The sequence below is a fragment of the Streptomyces sp. NBC_01335 genome (assembly GCF_035953295.1).
Lineage (GTDB): Bacteria > Actinomycetota > Actinomycetes > Streptomycetales > Streptomycetaceae > Streptomyces.
Genome location: NZ_CP108370.1, coordinates 2,109,311 through 2,126,697, shown reverse-complemented (window position 1 = coordinate 2,126,697; position 17,387 = coordinate 2,109,311). Strand labels below are relative to the sequence as shown.

The window sequence follows — 17,387 nt, the reverse complement described above, 5'->3', positions numbered from 1 at the left end:
GGCAAGCTGGCACAGAGGAAAGGAGTCCCGATGGCCCTGTTCAAGAAGCGCACGGTCGGCAAACCGGGCGAGTGGTACTACTGCCTGGAGCACAAAAAGGTCGAGGAAGGCCCCGAGTGCCCGGCGAAGGACCGCTTCGGCCCGTACGCCTCGCGCGAGGCGGCGCAGCACGCCATGGACACCGCGCAGGAGCGGAACCTGGAGTGGGACACCGACCCCAAGTGGCACGACCGCAACCGGCCCCCGGCCTCCTGAACCCCGCGCGGTGACCCCGCGCCTTGGGGGGGCGTGCCGTCCTAGAAAGCCGGCGCGGCGGGTGCGGCGGGCGCGTCCGGGTCCGCCGGGGCGGCCGTCGCGGCGTCCCGGCGGCGTACGGCGTCCTCGTCGGTGGCGGAGTCGTACCGGAGCAGCTTCGGGAGCGCCGCCGTCAGCAGGGCCACCGAGGCGACGCAGGCGACCCCACCGGTCCAGACCGCCGAGCGGGTGCCGGTCCACCCCGCCATCGCACCGGCCCGGACCTGGCCGAGCTGCGGCCCGACGCTGTAGGAGAGCACCTCGATGCCGGCCAGCCGGCCCCGCAGCTCCTCCGGGATGGTCTGGTTCCAGATGGCGGAGCGGCCCAGTCCGCTCAGCATGTCGCCCGCGCCCGCGACGCCCAGGCAGACCAGCACCGGCCAGACGCTGTCGAAGAGCCCCGCGCCCGCGATGGCCAGCCCCCAGGCGGCGGCCCCGAACACCACGAAGAGCCCGTGCCGCCGCACCCGGGACGTCCAGCCGCTGGTCAGCCCCAGCACCAGCGAGCCCACCGACCCGGCGGCATACATCAGCCCCAGCGACCAGGGGGCGCCGAGGTCGTCCGCGAGGAACGGGAAGACCGCGTTCGGGAAGGCGAAGAACATCGCGGCCAGGTCGATCGCGTACGTCCCCAGCAGCACCGGCCGGCTCCACGCGTACGCCGCGCCCTCGGCGATCCCGCGCAGCGACGGCTTCTGCGCGTTCCGGGCGGGCGGCGCGGGGGTGAGCCGCAGGCAGAGGACGACCGAGACGGTGAAGGTGACGACGGTGACCGCGTACGCGGTGGCGTGCCCGGCGTAGGCGACGACCAGGCCCGCCAGGGCCGGCCCCGCGATCGCGCCCGCCTGCCAGCGCAGGGCGTTCAGCGCGGCGGCGGCCGGCAGGTGCTCGTGCGGCACGATCCGCGCCAGCAGCGAGTCGAGCGCGGGCCGCTGGAGCCCGGCGAGCGCCGAGACGCCCCCGGCCACGACGTACAACGGCCAGAGCAGCGGGTCCGGCAGCAGGGCGTTGACCAGCAGGATCACGGCCAGCACACCGAGCCCGGCCTCGGTGCCGAGGATGACCTTGCGGCGGTCCACCGCGTCCGCGAGCGCCCCGCCGTACAGCCCGAAGACCACCAGCGGCACGAGTTCGACCGCGCCCATCGCCCCGACCGCCAGCGGGGACCCGGTCAGCTCCTTGATCTGGAGCGGCAGCGCGATCAGCGCCATGAAACTGCCGAAGTACGTGATCAGCCCCTGGCCCCAGAGCAACCGGAAATCGGCGGAGGCGTGCCAGGGGGCGAGGTCGGGAAGGAGGGAGCGAAGGGTACGGGAAGCGCGGCGCGGGCGCGGGTCGTTCACGAGAGATCATGGTCCGGCCCTCCGGGGGTCCGGCGCAACCCCTCCTCGGCCCCGGCACCCGCCCTACCAGCGAAGACGTCCCGGCGGCACGGGGGGCGCAGCGCGTGCCCGCGCCCTACCACCGCGCCGGTGGCGGTGCCGTGAGCCGGTCCGCGAGCCGTGAGAGCCGGTCCCGGAACGAGCGCCGCCCGTGCGCCGACGGCCGCCCGGTCTCCCCGGCCGCCGCGCTCACCAGATGCTGCACGGTGTCCAGGTCCACGTCGTCCTCCTCTGTCACCACCAGCGCCTCGTGGCCGAGCCCCCGCACCTCGGGATCGCCACCGCCCAGCGTGAGGACGGTCGCCCCCGAGCGCCGGGCGTCCCACACCCGCTCCATCAGCCCGCCGTCCGGCCGCTCCGGCGCCACCAGCAGCAGCGTCTCGCCGCGCCCGGCCGCCTCGATCCGTCCCAGCCCCACCGCCAGATGCGCCGGATCGGCCGGCCGCACCCGGTGGCGTACCAGCGTGGGAGTCAGCTCCGGCAGCCCCGACCACGCCGCCTCGTCGACCAGGTGCGCCGCCAGGTGCCAGGGCTCGTACGTCTCGGTCCCGACCAGTAACAGCCCACCGCCCTGCGGGACGACGGACGAACGAAGCGCCCCGGCGAACCGGCGGGCCGCGCCCGGCCACTCGGTCCCGGCGAGCACCTCACGCAACAGCGCCACGCGCACGGCATCCATGGCCCGGCATCATGCAGCAGCCCGCGGGCGTTCCGCAGCCGGACACGGAAGGTGCACCCGTACGGGACGCGTGCGGGGCGCGTACGGGAGACGCGCGGGGCGCGGGCGGGGCTCGTGCGGGACATGTGCCGGACGTTCGCGCACGGGCCGGGGTGTGCCGCCGGAGAGCCGGTACTCCGCAGTAGTGTCGGGGCCATGACTACCCACGACAGTGCCGGCGCGCCCAAGGCGCCCGCCAAGGACCCCTGGGACCTGCCCGACGTCTCCGGACTCACCGTCGGCGTGCTCGGCGGCACCGGGCCGCAGGGCCGCGGACTCGCCTACCGCCTCGCCCGCGCGGGGCAGCGCGTGACCATCGGCTCCCGCGACGCCGCCCGCGCCGCCGAAGCCGCCGCCGAACTCGGACTCGGCATCGAGGGCGCGGACAACGCCGCCTGCGCGCTCCGCAGCGACATCGTGATCGTCGCCGTGCCGTGGGAGGGCCACGCCAAGACGCTGGAGTCGCTGCGCGCGGAGCTCGCGGGCAAGCTCGTCGTCGACTGCGTCAACCCGCTCGGCTTCGACAAGAAGGGTGCCTACGCCCTCAAGCCGGAGGAGGGCAGCGCCGCCGAACAGGCCGCCGCCCTGCTGCCCGACTCCCGCGTCACCGCCGCCTTCCACCACCTCTCGGCGGTGCTGCTCCAGGACGCCGCCATCGACGAGATCGACACCGACGTGATGGTGCTGGGCGAGGCCCGCGCCGACACCGACATCGTGCAGGCCCTCGCCGGCCGCATCGCGGGCATGCGCGGCGTCTTCGCCGGACGGCTGCGCAACGCCCACCAGGTCGAGTCGCTGGTCGCCAACCTGATCTCGGTCAACCGCCGGTACAAGGCACACGCGGGACTGCGCGCCACCGACGTGTGATCCGTACCGGGTGACGCACCGGGTGGTCCGTATCGGGAGATCCGTACGGGACGCCCCGCGCCCCGGGGCCGTACCCGGGGCGGAACGGAACGGGGCATGAGGGACACTGGACCGGACCACGCACCACCCCGGACAGGAGCCGCCCCCATGCCCCGCATCGCCCTCTACCCGCTCGTCGTCTGCGTCCTCGCCGTCGTCGCCGCGGTGGTCTCCTTCGTCCAGGGCAGCCTGCTCGGCATCCTCTGGGTGCTGGTGGCGGGGCTCTCCTCCAACATGACCCTCTACTACGTGCGCCGTCACCGCGCGACCGCCGGCGGCTGACCGCAGGGCCGGTCCGCGCGGGCGGCAGGGCGCCGGCGGCCTACCCGGACAGCGCCGCCGACAGAGCCTCGCAGCGGAGGTCCTGCTGGTCGGAGAACGCCTGCCAGAAGCGGTAGGTGTCCAGCCCGCAGTACGTCTCGAAGTCGCTGACCCCGAGCCCCCGCAGCAGCGCGTCCACGGCGTCGAAGAACACGGCGTTCACCTCCGGCACCCACAGCAGCCCGAACACCGCGATCAGCCCGAACGGCGCGAACGGCTCCACCTGGCGCCGGACCTTGTACGACAACCAGGGCTCGATCACCCCGTACCCGTCCAGCCCCGGCACCGGTACGAAGTTGAGGATCGCCGCCGTGACCTGGAGCAGCGCCAGGAACGCCAGCGCGAACCGGAACACCATCGGCACCCCGTCGAGGCCGCCCAGCCAGAACGGCGCCGTGCAGACGACGGCGAACAGGACGTTCGTCAGCGGCCCCGCAGCAGAGATCAGGCTGTGCTTCCACCTCCCCCGGATACGGCCCCGCTCGATGTAGACGGCACCGCCGGGCAGCCCGATGCCACCCATGATCACGAAGAGCACCGGCAGCACGATGCTGAGCAGCGCGTGCGTGTACTTCAGCGGGTTGAGCGTCAGATAGCCCTTCTCCGCGATCGAGATGTCCCCGCTGTGCAGCGCCGTACGGGCGTGCGCGTACTCGTGGAGGCAGAGCGACACGATCCAGCCACCCGTGACGAACAGGAAGACCGCGAACCCGGTCTGCTCGGCGAACCCCGTCCACACGGCCACGCCGGCGACGGCCGTGACGGCGACGATCCCGAGGAAGATCGGGCTGATGCGCCGGTCGCGGCGGCTGATCGCAGTGGTCATGCGACGAGAGTAGGGCCTCACGTCCGGATCGGGCCGGGCTCCTGGCGCACCGGGTTCCGGACCGCCGGGCCCCGTCAACTCCCCTGCCCGTCAGCCGCTGTCCGCCGCCGCTGTCTCCCGCTGCTTTCCACCGGCCGCTGTCTCCCGCCGCACTCCACCGGCCGCTCTCCGGTCGGCCTTCGAGGGCTCCGCCCTTCCGTGCGACTCCGGTTGCCCAACTCGCCCGTGAACGCGCGGGGTTCACCACCGGAGAATCGTCCGGGCGCGTGCGCCGGAGAGGAGCCCGCCCCGATGCCGGTACCGCTCCCTCCCGTACGGGGTGTGACCGGGGCGCCACGGAAAGTCATCCGACGCCACGCGAGCTATCGGAATATATCGGGTGGCTGTGCGAGTCCCGATCCCCTTCACGGACAATGGCCCCGTGCGCTACTGCATCCTCGGTACGACCCAGGTACTTCGCGACGACGGCACGGCCGTCGCCCTCGGCGGGGCGCGGCTGCGTGCCCTGCTCACGGTCCTCGCCCTGAGCCCCGGCCGGGAGGTCCCGGTGGCGGTGCTCGTGGACGAGGTCTGGGACGGTGAGCCGCCCGCCGACGCGCCGGGCGCGGTCCAGGCGCTCGTGGGCCGACTGCGCCGGGCGCTCGGCCGGGACGCCATCGACTCCGTCGAGAACGGCTACCGGCTCGCCGCCGGACCCGACGCGGTCGACCTGCACCGGTTCGAGCGGCTGGCGGGGGAGGGGGGCCGGGCGCTGGAGGCCGGTGACGGCGCGAAGGCGCTCGACGCGCTCGACGCCGCCCTCGCCCTGTGGCGCGGTCCCGCCTTCGCCGACCTGCCCGACCGCACCGCCGTCGCCGCCCGCTGGGAGGCCCGGCGGCTCGCGGCCCGCCGCGCCCGGGGTGGCGCCCACCTCGCGCTCGGCCGCGCCGAGGAGGCGCTGCCCGAGCTGGTCGCGCTCTGCGCCGACCACCCGCTGGACGAGCCGCTCCAGGCGCTGCGCATCCGTGCCCTGCACCACGCGGGCCGCACCGCGCAGGCCCTCGCCGCGTACGAGGAGGTGCGCACCCTGCTCGCCGCCCGGCTCGGCACCGACCCGGGCGCCGAACTGCGGGCGCTGCACACGGAGTTGCTGCACCACGGCAGCGCCCCGCCGGCCCGTCCGGTGGCGGGTGCCGCCCGCCCGGGGCCGGGTGCCGGCCGTCCGGGCGACCGCCCCACCGCCCCGGCCCGCCCGCTCGGCCCCGACGACCGGACGCCCGCGAGCGGCGCCCCCGGGTCCCGTACCCCGTCCGCCCGGCCCGCCACCCCGGTGGCCCTGCCGCCCCTCCGCCCGGCGTCCGGCAACCTCCGGGCCCGGCTCACCAGTTTCGTCGGCCGCGAGACGGACATCGCCGCACTGCGCCAGGACCTCGACCGGTCCCGGCTGGTGACGCTCCTCGGCCCCGGCGGCGCGGGCAAGACCCGGCTCTCCCAGGAGGCCGCCGAGACCGTCGCCGGCAACTGGCCGGACGGCGTGTGGATGGCCGAGCTCGCCCCCGTGGACGACCCCGACGCCGTGCCCGAAGCGGTGCTCTCCGCGCTCGACGCCCGGGAGACCGTGCTGCGCGGCGCCGGCGCCGAGGAGATGCGCGTCGCCGAAGGCGGCACCGCGAGCCCCCTCGTACGCCTCACCGAGCACTGCGCGCGCCGCCGGATGCTCCTGCTGCTCGACAACTGCGAGCACGTCGTCGGAGCAGCCGCCGCGCTCGCCGACCACCTCCTCGCCCGCTGCCCCGACGTGACCGTCCTCGCGACGAGCCGCGAACCCCTGGGCGTACCGGGCGAGTTCGTCCGCCCGGTCGAACCCCTCCCGGACCCCACGGCGCTCCGCCTCTTCGAGGAGCGCGGCAACGCCGCCCGGCCCGGCTTCCGGAGCGACGCGGATCCGGCGACCGCCGCGGCCAGCGCCGAGATCTGCCGCCGCCTCGACGGACTGCCCCTCGCCATCGAACTCGCCGCCGCACGGCTGCGGATGCTCAGCCCCCGGCAGATCGCCGACCGGCTCGACGACCGCTTCCGGCTGCTCTCCAGCGGCAGCCGCACGCTGCTGCCGCGCCAGCAGACGCTGCGCGCCGTCGTCGACTGGTCCTGGGACCTGCTCGACACCGCCGAACGCGCCGTACTGCGCCGGATGTCGGTCTTCGCCGGCGGCTGCTCCCTCTCCGCCGCCGAGGACGTCTGCTCCCTGCGCGCGGGCGACACGGGCGGCGCAGGCGGCACCGGCAGCACGGACCATGAGGTGGTCGGCTTCCGCGACGTCGCCGTCCTCCTCGGCTCACTCGTCGACAAGTCCCTCGTCGTCGCGGAGGAGTCGGGCGACGGCGAGATGCGCTACCGGCTGCTGGAGACCGTGGGGGAGTACGCCTCCGAGCGCCTGGACGAGGCGGGCGAGCGCGCCGCCGTCGGCCGGTCCCACCTCGTGTACTACCGCGAGCTGGTGCGTACCGAAGGCCCCCGGCTGCGCGGCGCCGGACAGCCCGCCACCCTGGAGCTGTTCCGGCGCGAGTACGAGAACGTGCGCACCGCCTTCCGCCACGCGGCGGCCCTGGAGGACGAGCACGAGTGCCTGTGCATCGTCATGTCCCTGGGCTGGTACTGGATGCTGCGCGACCTGCGCGACGAGGCCCGCCAGTGGGCCGACACCACGGCGGCGATGGGCCCCGACCCGTTCGCCCCGCCCGGCACGCCCGCGCCCTCGCTGTACGAGCGGTGCACGGACAGGCCGCCGCCCATGGACCCCGACCAGCTCATGGAGGCCAGGCGCGGGGTGCGGCTCATCCAGATCGCCAACATGGACCACGAGATGGACCTGTGGATGAACGAGGAGGGCATGGAGCGGCTCCGGATCATCGCCCGGACCTACACCCCCGGCCAGCCGCAGACCTGCCGCTCGCCCGGATCGCTCTGGATCTTCGCCGTCATCATCACCGGCGAGCGGGAGGAGCTGTACGGCGTGATGGACGAGACCGTGCGCGCCTGCCGCGAGCACGGTGACGAATGGGAGCTGGGGGCGGCGCTCCAGACGCGTGCCAACCTGCTCGCCAACCGGCCCGAATCGGTCCAGGAGGCCCGGGTCGACGCGGACGAGAGCCTGGAGATCTTCACCCGGCTCCAGGACGCCTGGGGTTCCGCCGAGGCCCTCGCCTCACGCGGCGAGGCCAACGAGCAGTCGGGCGCGTACGAGGCGGCCGCCGAGGACTACCTCGCCGCCATGGCGTACGCCGAACAGCTCGGCGCGCAGTCGCAGGTCGCCGTGTTGCGCACCCGGTACGCGAACATCCTCGCGGAGACCGGGCGGGAGGAGGAGGCGGAGGCCATCTTCCGCGAGGTCATCGGGATGGACCGGACGAACTCCGGGCACGAGGCGACGCCCTTCGCCCGGATGCACCTGGGCATGCTCCTCGGCCGCACCGGGCGGGTCGCCGAGGCGCGCGCCCAGATGGAGCTGCTGGCGGCCGAGTTCCACTCGCAGACGCTCGCCATCTTCGAGGGCTTCGTCACGGGTGTGGTGGCCTGGCTGGACAACGAGGAGGGGCTGTACGCCCACGCCCTGGACACCGCGCTCAAGGCGGTGGAACGGGCGAACGACCGGCTGTCGCAGATGGTCGCCCCCCAGATGACCCCCATCCACCTGGTGTCGGTCGCCTGGGCGCTGGCGGGGCTCGGCGGGGAGGAACGCGGCCGGGACGCCGCCCGGTTGCTCGGCTCGCAGGCCGCCCATCTGTCCCGGATGCACGTGCCCACCATGGTGGAGCGGCAGAACCTCGTCCGCGCCGAGGAAGCGGCGCGCGCGGCGATCGGGGACGCGGCGTTCGAGGCGGCATACGCCGAGGGCGGTGACCTCTCGCTGGAAGAGGTCACCGCCCTGGCGTACGCGCACAACAACTGATCCCGCGCGTCCGCCGTACGCCCGGCTGCGGTGCGGACGGCGGACGCGGGGCCCCGGTCGTCAGGCCGCCTTGCGGAACTTGGCGACGGCGAGCGGTGCCATCACGACGGTGATGATGCCGGCCCAGGCGAGCGTCACCCAGACCGAGTGGGCGATCGGGCCGCCCATCATCAGGCCGCGCGCCGCGTCGGCGAGGTTCGACAGCGGGTTGTACTCGGTGAACGTCTGCAGCCAGCCCGGCATCGTCTGGGTCGGCGCGAAGATGGAGGATCCGAACTGCAGGGGCATCAGCACCAGCATTCCCGTCGCCTGGACCGCCTGGGCCGTCTTCATGGCCAGCCCGAGCAGGATGAAGATCCACATGATGGCGGCGCCGAACACCGCCGAGAGCGCGACGGCTTCGAGCAGACCGAGGAACGAGGTCTGGATCTCCATGCCGAGCGCGAAACCCATCGCCAGCAGGATGATGGTGGCGACCATCATCCGGCCCAGCTCCACCACGATCTTCGCGATCAGCACCGAGGAACGGGCGATCGGCATCGTGCGGAACCGGTCCATGACGCCCTTGCGGAAGTCGTCGTTGACCCCGGTGCCCACGGCGGAGGCGATGTTCATCCCCATCATGGCCATCAGGCCGGGGATCAGGTAGTTGAGGTACTCCTCCCGGCCGCCGCCGAGGGAGCCGCCGACCGAGCCGCCGAACACGTACGTGAAGAGCAGCGTGAAGATCACCGGCATCAGGAGCGCGTCGAACATCGACTCCGGATCCTTCTTGATCTGGAGCAGGTTGCGCCGGGTCAGCGCCCCGATGTGGCGCAGGTTGGCGCGCAGCCCGATCCTCCCCTCGTCGCTCGGGGGCAGGACCGGCACCCGGTCGGTGGGGGACTTCGTCAGCGTGGTCGTACTCATGCGGCGACCTCCTCGTCGGTCGGAGCGGCGGCGGACGTGGACTTGCCGCCGGTGATGGCGAGGAAGACCTCGTCCAGGCTGGGCAGTGCGGTGGCGACGTGGGCGAGGGAGAAGCCCCGGGTGCCCAGCAGGCCGATGACGGCGGTCAGTTGCCCGTCGCTCAGGATCGGTACGTACAGCAGGCCCTCGTCCGGGACCGCCTGCGCTCCGGAGACCCCGTCGAGACCGGTCTCGTGGAGGGCGCGGGCCATCGCCGGCAGGTCGGCCGGGTCGGACGGGCGGATCTGGAGGGTCCGGCCGCCGACCTTCGCCTTCAGCTCGTCGACCCCGCCGCGCGCGATGATGCGGCCCTTGTCGATCACCGTCAGCTCGCTGGCGAGCTGCTCGGCCTCTTCCATGTACTGGGTGGTGAGCAGCACGGTCGCGCCCTCGGCGACCATCCGCTGGACCTCGTCCCAGACCTCGTTGCGGGTGCGGGGGTCGAGCCCCGTCGTCGGCTCGTCCAAGTAGAGGACGGCCGGGCGGCCGATCATGGAGGCCGCCAGGTCGAGCCGGCGACGCATGCCGCCGGAGTAGTCCATCGCGGGGCGGCGGGCCGCCTCGGTGAGCGAGAACCGCTCCAGGAGCTCGTCGGCGCGGCTGCGGGCCTCCTTGCGGGGCAGGTCGAGGAGCCGGCCGATCATGTAGAGGTTCTCCCAGCCGGAGAGCTTCTCGTCGACGGAGGCGTACTGCCCGGTCAGGCCGATGGTGCGGCGCAGCTGCCGGGGCTGCTTGACCACGTCGTATCCGGCGACCGTCGCGTAACCCGCGTCCGGCACGATCAGTGTGGAGAGGGCGCGCACGAGCGTCGTCTTGCCCGCGCCGTTCGGGCCGAGCACGCCGAGCACGGTGCCCTCGCGCACATCGAGGTCGACACCGTCGAGTGCCTTGGTGGTGCCGTAGTGCTTCACCAGCCCCCGTACTTCGATGGCGATTCCGCGCCCGGGGTTCATGTCGTTTCGCGTCATGTCCACCATGGGACCAGACGCGGCCGACAGCTCACCGATATATCGCCGACAATGAAGGAGTGGAACGGATCTCCGCATGTCGCTTCCCTGTCGGCGCGACCGGCGGATCGCCGACAGGGAGCCGGCAAGCCGTCACGGGCAGCCGTGCGCCGGACGTACGCCGCGCACGCGCGGGGCGTGCCCGGGCGTGCGTCAGCCCGCCGATGGGGGAAGTCGGCGGGCTGACGGTGGTGCCGGAGGTGGCTGTGTGACCGGCGCGCCGGGTGCGACCCGTACGGCCGGGGGTGGGGCGGGGCGGCGTGGGGCGGGGCCCGCCGTGCCGCCCGTGGAGGCGACAGGGTGGCGGGTCCCGCCCGTGCCGTCAGTGGAAGGTGTGCTCGGGCGCCGGGAAGGCGCCGCCGACGACCTCGCCCGCGAACTCCTTCGCCGCGTCACCCAGGACCTGGCGCAGGTTCGCGTACTGCTTGGTGAAGCGCGGTACCTTGCCGCCCGTCAGTCCGACCATGTCGGTGTAGACGAGCACCTGGGCGTCGGTCTCGTTGCCGGCGCCGATCCCGACGGTCGGGATGTGCAGGGTGCGGGTGACCTCGGCGGCCAGCTCGGCGGGGACCAGCTCCAGGACGACCGCGAACGCCCCCGCGTCCTGTACGGCCTTGGCGTCCCGCAGCAGCTGCTGCGCGGCCTCCTCGCCGCGCCCCTGCACCCGGTACCCCATGGAGTTGACCGACTGCGGGGTGAGGCCGATGTGGCCCATGACCGGGATGCCGGACTCGACCAGCAGCCGGATCTGCTCGTGGCTGCGTTCGCCGCCCTCCAGCTTCACGGCGCCGACCCCGGCCTCCTTGACCAGCCGGGTCGCGCTGCGGAGCGCCTGGACGGGACCCTCCTGGTACGAGCCGAAGGGCAGGTCGCCGACGACGAGGGCACGCCTGGTGCCCCGTACGACGGCGGCCGACAGCATGGTGATCTCGTCCATCGTGACGGGCACGGTGGTGTCGTAACCGAGGTGGCAGTTCCCCATGGAGTCGCCGACGAGCAGGACCGGGATACCGGCCTCGTCGAACACGGACGCGGTCATCGCGTCGTAGGCGGTCAGCATGGGCCACTTCTCGCCGCGCGCGGTGGCGGCGGCGATGTCGTGGACGGTGATGCGGCGGGTGCTCTTTCCTCCGTACAGCGCCTTGCCGCTGTCGGTGGAAGAGGGGCCGGCAGGGGGGTGGGCAGACTGATTCTGCGCAGCGTTGAGCGACATGGCCAACGGCTCCTTCGTCATCTCGAGGCGCCCTGACGGCGTCCCCGGATCCCTTCCATGGTGGCATCCCCCGGTGGTGCGCGGGAAGTGGGCCCGCGGTTCGCCTTCCGCCGGATCGTCGGGGCGGGCCCGGAGGGCCGGACAAAGACGCGCCGGAAAGGTAAAGACTTTACAATACGAGACGGTCTCGTATCGAAATGGCGTTAGTCTCTTCACCATGTCCATACCGTCCGGCGCGCCTGCCGCCGTGTCCCGTGTCCCGGAGGCGGTCCACCGTCGCCGTTGGGCCATTCTCGCCGTGCTCATGTTCAGCCTGCTCATCGTGGTGCTGGACAACTCGATCCTGAACGTCGCGGTCAAGACGATCGCCAGTCCCGCGCCGGACGGGATCGGCGCCACCCAGAGCGAGCTGGAGTGGGCGATCAACTCCTACACGCTCGTCTTCGCCGGCCTGCTCTTCACCGCCGGTCTCCTCGGCGACCGGCTCGGCCGCAAGCGGGTGCTGCTCTGCGGCATCACCGTCTTCGTCATCGGCTCCGCGCTCGCCGCCTTCTCCGACACGCCGGGCCAGCTCATCTCCTGGCGTGCGGTGATGGGTCTCGGCGCCGCCTTCGTGATGCCGGCCACCCTCGCCATCCTGATGAACGTCTTCGAACCCGCCGAGCAGCCCAAGGCCATCGGCATCTGGGCCGGCGGTGTCGGCCTGGGCATCGCCATCGGCCCGATCACCGGCGGACTCCTGCTGGAGCACTTCTGGTGGGGCTCGATCTTCCTCGTCAACGTGCCCGTGGGCCTCGTCGCCCTGGTCGCGATGGTGATCCTCGTACCGGACTCGCGGGACCCCAAGCCCGGCCGGCTCGACCCGGTGGGCGTCGTCCTCTCCGTCGTCGGCCTCGTGCTGCTCGTCTACGGCATCATCCGGGGCGGCGAACTCGCCGACTTCACCGACGTCACCGTGATCGCCCCGGTCCTCGGCGGCGTGGTCGTCCTGATCGCCTTCGTCCTTTACGAGAAGCGCGTCCAGCACCCCGCGCTCGACGTCTCGCACTTCAAGAAGCCGGCGTTCTCCGCCGCCGTCGCCGCCATCGCGCTGGTCTTCTTCGCGCTGATGGGCGTCACCTTCTTCTCCGCCTTCTACCTCCAGAGCGTGCGCGGCTACACCGCGCTCCAGTCCGGCCTGCTGGTCCTTCCGCTCGCCGCCGCGCAGATGATCTTCTCGCCGCGCGCCCGGATCGTCGTCCAGCGCTTCGGCGTCCGCGCCGTCTGCACCGTGGGCCTGATCCTGGTCGCCGCCGGGCTCGCCGCCTTCGCGGCCTTCGACGCCGACACGCCCGTCTGGGTGCTGTGCGTGGTCTTCTTCGTCCAGGGCACCGGAATGGCGCACATCATGCCGCCGGTCACCGTCGCCATCATGCAGACGCTGCCCCGCGAGAAGGCCGGTGCCGGTTCCGCCATCAACAACACCTTCCGCCAGGTCGGCGGGGCGCTCGGCATCGCCGTGCTCGGCTCGGTGCTCTCCACCGTCTACCGGGGCGACATCGAGGGCCACCTCTCGGCCCTACCCGCCGGAGCCCGGGACGTCGCCGGAGAGTCGATCGAGGCCACGCTCGGCGTCGCCGCGAAGCTCGGCCCGGCCGGCAAGCCGCTCGCGGTGGCCGCCTCCGACGCCTTCATCGACGCCATGCACGTCGCCGCCCTCGGCTCCGCCGCCATCGCACTGGTCGGCGCCGTGGTCGTCGCGCTGTTCCTGCCCGGAAAGTCCGCCGCCGGTCCCCGGCCGCATACCCCCGAGCAGCCCGCACCGGTCCCGGCCGGACAGGGCAGCTAGAACAGGCCAGCGCCGGAACCGGCCAGCTCCGGAACAGGCCAGCTCCGGAACAGGCCAGCTCCGGAACAGGGCAGCGAGCGCTGAGCCCCCGCGACCCCGGCCCGGGCCCCACCGGCGTACGCCCCGGGGGCCCGGGCCTTCGCAGCGGTCCGGACCCTCGCCTCGCCGGGGCCGCCGGCCCGGCGGCCCCGGCGAGGCGGGGCCAGGGACGAAGGCGGGGTTCCGGTCGGCGAGAATCGTGGGAGCGTTCGTACGGGCGAGGAGAGGCGGAACCAGGTGCGGCATCAGGAGCGCGAGCAGGGCCCGGAGCACGGTCGGGAACCAGGCCCGGAGCAGGGCTCGGCACCAGGTCCGCAAGCGGGTCCGGAGCAGAATCCGGAGCCGGGCCCGGAGGAGGACCCGGCGCACGAGCCGGAGCACACCCGGGCGCACGACCACGACCGGGGGCCGGGCCGCCCCCGCAGCGCCGCCGCCGAGCGGGCCATCCTGGACGCCGTCATCGCCCTCCTGGAGGCCGGTGAACCCCTCGCCGGACTCTCCATCGAACGCATCGCCCGTACCGCCAAGGTCGGCAAGGCCACCATCTACCGCCGCTGGCACGGCAAGGAAGAGCTCTTCCTCGACGTGCTCCGCGACATGGAACCGCCGGACCCCGTCGTCTCCGGCACCGCCGGACTCGCCGACCTGCGCCTGCTCATGGAGTCCCATCGCACCCGGGGGCTGGCGCAGCGCTCGTCGGTCATGCTGCACAACGTGTTCGCGCAGATGAAGAGCCACCCCCGGCTCTGGACCGAGTACCAGAACACCGTCATCGCGCCGCGTCGGGCCGCGATGGTCGACGCGGTCCGCCGCGCCGTCGACGCGGGCGAGCTGCGGGACGACCTCGACGTCGAGCTGATGGACGACCTGCTCGTCGGCGCGATGCTCGTACGGACCCTGCACCGCCGCGACGCGCCGCTCCCCGACGACCTGGTCGACCGGGTCATCGATGCCCTGATGCAGGGCCTGGCCCCGGCGCCCCGCCCCGCCGACCCGTCCGGACCCCGCGACGCGCCCGGCGCCTCCCGCCGGCGCTGACCGTACCGCCCGCCGCCCCGGCCCGGGCGCCGCCGGGTGCGCGTTCCGACGCGCCGGACCGGTCCGGCCGGAGATGAGGGGTCGGTCACAGCCCCGGACGGTCCGGCACAAAGCGGAACCCATGGTCCCGTTCCGGTCGTCCTCTTCTCCGTGCCGCCGACACCGGCGGAGGGAAAACGGTCGCCGATCCCCTAGGGTCAAGGGCGCGGCGACATGCAGGGCAACGCAGTGAGGAAGCGCGATGGTGCAGGCGTACGGAGCGGACACCGGCAACGACAACGCGGAGCCGCCGCGCGCCGGCTCCCGCTTCCGGGCCGGTCTGGCCCGCCTGAAGGCGGACCGGGGCATCTGGCGGCGCGGCATCCTGCTCGCGGTCTGCTCGGTCCTGGTGATGCTGGTGATGGTCTTCCACGCCGAGATCCCCAACCGGCTCGGCAACCTCGGCAGCCTCACCGAGACCTTCCTGCCGTGGATCGGGGTCCTCCTCCCCGTCCTGCTGATCCTCGGCCTCGTACGGCGCTCCGCCACGGCGCTCATCGCCCTGCTGCTGCCCCTGGTGGTGTGGCTGAACCTCTTCGGCGGTCTGCTGCTCGACGACAAGTCGGGCCCCGGCGGCAACCTCACCGTCGCCACGCACAACGTGAACGCCGGCAACCCCGACCCGGCCGGCACCGCCGAACAGGTCGCCGGCTCCGGCGCGGACGTGGTGGCCCTCCAGGAACTCCCGAGCGGCCAGGTCGCCGCGTACGAGAAGGCGCTGAAGGCGCCCTACCCGTACCACTCGGTCCAGGGCACCGTCGGCCTCTGGAGCAAGTACCCGCTCAGCAACACCCGCCCCGTCGACATCAAGATGGGCTGGGTCCGGGCCATGCGCTCCACCGTCACCGCCCCCGGCGGCAAGGTCGCCGTGTACGTCGCCCACCTGCCGTCCGTCCGCGTCAAGCTGCACGCCGGGTTCACCGCCAACCAGCGCGACAACAGCGCCGACGCCCTCGGCGAGGCCATCTCGGACGAGCCGCTGAGCCGGGTCATCCTCCTCGGCGACCTCAACGGCACCATGAACGACCGCGCCCTGCGGGCCGTCACCTCGCAGATGCGGTCCACCCAGGGCGCCGCCGGCGACGGCTTCGGCTTCAGCTGGCCCGCCGCGTTCCCGATGGCCCGCATCGACCAGATCATGGTCCGGGGCGTGGAGCCGATGTCCTCGTGGACGCTCGCCGCGACCGACAGCGACCACCTGCCGATCGCCGCCCGCGTCCAACTCTGACCGGGCCCCGCGCGAGCGGGGAGGTGCCCGCGCGAGGCGTCGTGGTGGCCGCCGGGGCTCTCGCCGGGGCCGTGGCCGAACTCGGCCGAAACGACCCGTTCACCTCCGGGAACGGATCCTCTGCCACACTTTGTTCAGGTAGCTGACCTGAGCATGCCTGAGGACAGCCCCTGGCAGAGTCGCCGGAGCACCGCCGCCCGCCCTTCCGATCTTCGCCCGCCCCCCTCCCCGCCCGGCCCGCGCGCACGTCCGCGCGGCCGACCGCCGCGCCACGTCCCCGTACGGTCGTACCGTCCGCCCGGGGCGCAGGCGCGCGCCCTCCTGCTGAAAGGTTCTTTCCCATGCCTCTGGCCTTGCTCGCCCTGGCGGTGAGCGCCTTCGGCATAGGCACCACCGAGTTCGTGATGATGGGGCTGCTGCCCAACGTCGCGGACGACCTGGGTACCTCGGTACCCACCGCCGGTTACCTCGTCTCCGCCTATGCGATCGGCGTCGTGCTCGGCGCTCCGCTGCTCACCGCCCTCGGCTCCCGCATGCCGCGCAAGCGGATGCTCCTGCTGCTGATGTCGCTCTTCGTCCTCGGCAACGCCGCCTCCGCCTTCGCCCCCGGCTTCGGCTGGCTCGTCGCGGGCCGCCTGATCGCGGGCCTGCCGCACGGCGCGTTCTTCGGCGTCGGCGCGGTCGTCGCCGCCCGCCTGGTCCCGGAGGGCCGTCAGGCGCGGGCCGTCGCACGCATGTTCCTGGGGTTGACCGTGGCCAACATCGTGGGCGTACCGGCGGCGACCCTGCTCGGCCAGCACCTCGGCTGGCGGGCGACGTTCGTCGTGGTGGCCGTGATCGGACTGGTCTCCCTGGCCGCCCTGGCCCGGCTGATCCCGCAGATCCCGGTCGCCGAGCACCAGGACGTACGCCACGAACTGCGGGCGCTCGGCAACCGTCAGGTGATCCTCGGCCTGCTCACCGCCGTCTTCGGCTTCGGCGGCGTGTTCGCCGTGTACTCGTACCTCTCGTCCATGACCACCGAGGCGATGGGCTTCGGCGAGTCCTCGGTCACCCTCGTGCTGGCCCTGTTCGGCATCGGCATGACCCTCGGTGCGCTCGCAGCCGGACCGCTCACCGACCGCGCGCTGCGGCCGACGCTCTTCGGCTCCCTGGGCGCGCTCACCGTCGTCCTGCTGGTCTTCCCGCTCACCGTGCACGTGCAGTGGCTGGCCCTGGTGATGGTGGTCCTGCTCGGAGGGGTCGGTTTCATGACGACGACCCCACTCCAGATGCTGGTGATGCGCAAGGCGAAGGACGCCCCCACCCTGGCCTCCGCCTCCAACCACTCGGCGTTCAACCTCGCCAACGCGGGCGGCGCCTGGCTCGGCGGCGCGGCCATCTCGGCGGGCTGGGGCTGGACCTCGCCCGCCCCGGTCGGCGCGGCCCTCGCCGTCGTCGGCCTCGGCATCGCGGTCACCGCGACCGTCCTCGACCGCGACCGCAACCCGTCGCGCGTCGTCGCCGGGCGTACGGAGGAGACCGGCGCGGCGGCGGACGCGGACGACCGCCAGGCCGTACGGAGCGCACCGGGGGAGTGAGGCGACGCCCCCGCGTCCCGCACCGGACGGGCCGGACCACGTCAGCGGCGTGGTCCGGCCCGTTTCCGTTCCACGGAAGGCGCTTCGGGTGC

Annotated in this window: 14 protein-coding genes; 8 read left to right on the top strand and 6 right to left on the bottom strand. The window is 73.3% G+C overall.

From position 1 onward, the window contains the following. Positions 1-30: 30 nt before the first annotated feature. The gene (locus OG599_RS08770; protein ID WP_266703680.1) at positions 31-255 is read left to right on the top strand and encodes a hypothetical protein; all 225 of its coding nucleotides are present in this window, start codon (positions 31-33) and stop codon (positions 253-255) included. A 41-nt stretch (positions 256-296) separates the two neighbouring features. Here OG599_RS08770 and OG599_RS08765 read toward each other — a convergent pair whose 3' ends face one another. Continuing rightward, complete coding sequence (locus OG599_RS08765; RefSeq protein ID WP_327175393.1) at positions 297-1,637, bottom strand: MFS transporter; 1,341 nt, start codon at positions 1,635-1,637, stop codon at positions 297-299. A gap of 115 nt (positions 1,638-1,752) precedes the next feature. After that, positions 1,753-2,355: a hypothetical protein gene (locus tag OG599_RS08760; protein WP_327175392.1), complete on the bottom strand. Its 603-nt coding sequence runs from the start codon at positions 2,353-2,355 to the stop codon at positions 1,753-1,755. A 195-nt stretch (positions 2,356-2,550) separates the two neighbouring features. On the opposite strand from OG599_RS08760, the gene npdG reads away from it, so the two are divergent. Together npdG and OG599_RS08750 are read left to right on the top strand one after the other, a co-directional pair. Further along, positions 2,551-3,261 (top strand): NADPH-dependent F420 reductase, encoded by a 711-nt coding sequence (gene npdG / locus OG599_RS08755; protein WP_327175391.1) that lies wholly within the window; start codon positions 2,551-2,553, stop codon positions 3,259-3,261. Positions 3,262-3,408: 147 nt separating this feature from the next. Continuing rightward, positions 3,409-3,582, top strand: coding sequence for a hypothetical protein (locus OG599_RS08750; RefSeq protein ID WP_327175390.1), 174 nt, complete (start codon positions 3,409-3,411; stop codon positions 3,580-3,582). 40 nt (positions 3,583-3,622) lie between these two features. Here the strand turns inward: OG599_RS08750 and OG599_RS08745 are convergent, their stop codons facing one another. Then, a complete protein-coding gene (locus OG599_RS08745; protein WP_327175389.1) occupies positions 3,623-4,447 on the bottom strand; it encodes a site-2 protease family protein in 825 nt (274 codons plus the stop codon). 421 nt (positions 4,448-4,868) lie between these two features. Between OG599_RS08745 and OG599_RS08740 the strand changes: the two genes are divergently transcribed. Then, positions 4,869-8,375, top strand: a complete 3,507-nt coding sequence (locus OG599_RS08740; RefSeq protein ID WP_327175388.1) for an AfsR/SARP family transcriptional regulator — start codon at positions 4,869-4,871, stop codon at positions 8,373-8,375. Positions 8,376-8,435: 60 nt separating this feature from the next. Here the strand turns inward: OG599_RS08740 and OG599_RS08735 are convergent, their stop codons facing one another. The 3 genes from OG599_RS08735 to panB form a co-directional block, all read right to left on the bottom strand. Then, positions 8,436-9,284, bottom strand: coding sequence for an ABC transporter permease (locus OG599_RS08735; RefSeq protein ID WP_327175387.1), 849 nt, complete (start codon positions 9,282-9,284; stop codon positions 8,436-8,438). After that, positions 9,281-10,300: an ATP-binding cassette domain-containing protein gene (locus OG599_RS08730; protein WP_327175386.1), complete on the bottom strand. Its 1,020-nt coding sequence runs from the start codon at positions 10,298-10,300 to the stop codon at positions 9,281-9,283. Before OG599_RS08730 ends, OG599_RS08735 begins: the two co-directional genes overlap by 4 nt. Positions 10,301-10,652: 352 nt before the next feature. Then, the gene (gene panB, locus OG599_RS08725) at positions 10,653-11,543 is read right to left on the bottom strand and encodes a 3-methyl-2-oxobutanoate hydroxymethyltransferase (protein WP_327175385.1); all 891 of its coding nucleotides are present in this window, start codon (positions 11,541-11,543) and stop codon (positions 10,653-10,655) included. Positions 11,544-11,760: 217 nt separating this feature from the next. On the opposite strand from panB, the gene OG599_RS08720 reads away from it, so the two are divergent. The 4 genes from OG599_RS08720 to OG599_RS08705 all read left to right on the top strand — a co-directional run bounded on the left by OG599_RS08720 (position 11,761) and on the right by OG599_RS08705 (position 17,295). Continuing rightward, positions 11,761-13,371 carry an MFS transporter gene (locus OG599_RS08720; RefSeq protein WP_327175384.1) on the top strand — a complete coding sequence of 537 codons (1,611 nt, stop codon included), beginning with the start codon at positions 11,761-11,763 and terminating at the stop codon, positions 13,369-13,371. A 276-nt stretch (positions 13,372-13,647) separates the two neighbouring features. Further along, positions 13,648-14,448 (top strand): TetR/AcrR family transcriptional regulator C-terminal ligand-binding domain-containing protein, encoded by an 801-nt coding sequence (locus OG599_RS08715; protein WP_327175383.1) that lies wholly within the window; start codon positions 13,648-13,650, stop codon positions 14,446-14,448. A gap of 241 nt (positions 14,449-14,689) precedes the next feature. Next, entirely contained in the window at positions 14,690-15,715 is a 1,026-nt protein-coding gene (locus OG599_RS08710; RefSeq protein WP_327175382.1) for an endonuclease/exonuclease/phosphatase family protein, read from the top strand. Between the two features lie 341 nt (positions 15,716-16,056). Further along, positions 16,057-17,295 carry an MFS transporter gene (locus tag OG599_RS08705; protein ID WP_327175381.1) on the top strand — a complete coding sequence of 413 codons (1,239 nt, stop codon included), beginning with the start codon at positions 16,057-16,059 and terminating at the stop codon, positions 17,293-17,295. Positions 17,296-17,387: the final 92 nt, after the last annotated feature.

Coding starts and splice junctions, on each gene's coding strand:
- OG599_RS08770 (WP_266703680.1), top strand. CDS start 31: ATGGCCCTGTTCAAGAAGCGCACGGTCGGCAAACCGGGCGAGTGGTAC.
- OG599_RS08760 (WP_327175392.1), bottom strand. CDS start 2,355: ATGGATGCCGTGCGCGTGGCGCTGTTGCGTGAGGTGCTCGCCGGGACC.
- npdG (WP_327175391.1), top strand. CDS start 2,551: ATGACTACCCACGACAGTGCCGGCGCGCCCAAGGCGCCCGCCAAGGAC.
- OG599_RS08750 (WP_327175390.1), top strand. CDS start 3,409: ATGCCCCGCATCGCCCTCTACCCGCTCGTCGTCTGCGTCCTCGCCGTC.
- OG599_RS08745 (WP_327175389.1), bottom strand. CDS start 4,447: ATGACCACTGCGATCAGCCGCCGCGACCGGCGCATCAGCCCGATCTTC.
- OG599_RS08735 (WP_327175387.1), bottom strand. CDS start 9,284: ATGAGTACGACCACGCTGACGAAGTCCCCCACCGACCGGGTGCCGGTC.
- OG599_RS08730 (WP_327175386.1), bottom strand. CDS start 10,300: ATGGTGGACATGACGCGAAACGACATGAACCCCGGGCGCGGAATCGCC.
- panB (WP_327175385.1), bottom strand. CDS start 11,543: ATGTCGCTCAACGCTGCGCAGAATCAGTCTGCCCACCCCCCTGCCGGC.
- OG599_RS08720 (WP_327175384.1), top strand. CDS start 11,761: ATGTCCATACCGTCCGGCGCGCCTGCCGCCGTGTCCCGTGTCCCGGAG.
- OG599_RS08710 (WP_327175382.1), top strand. CDS start 14,690: ATGGTGCAGGCGTACGGAGCGGACACCGGCAACGACAACGCGGAGCCG.
- OG599_RS08705 (WP_327175381.1), top strand. CDS start 16,057: ATGCCTCTGGCCTTGCTCGCCCTGGCGGTGAGCGCCTTCGGCATAGGC.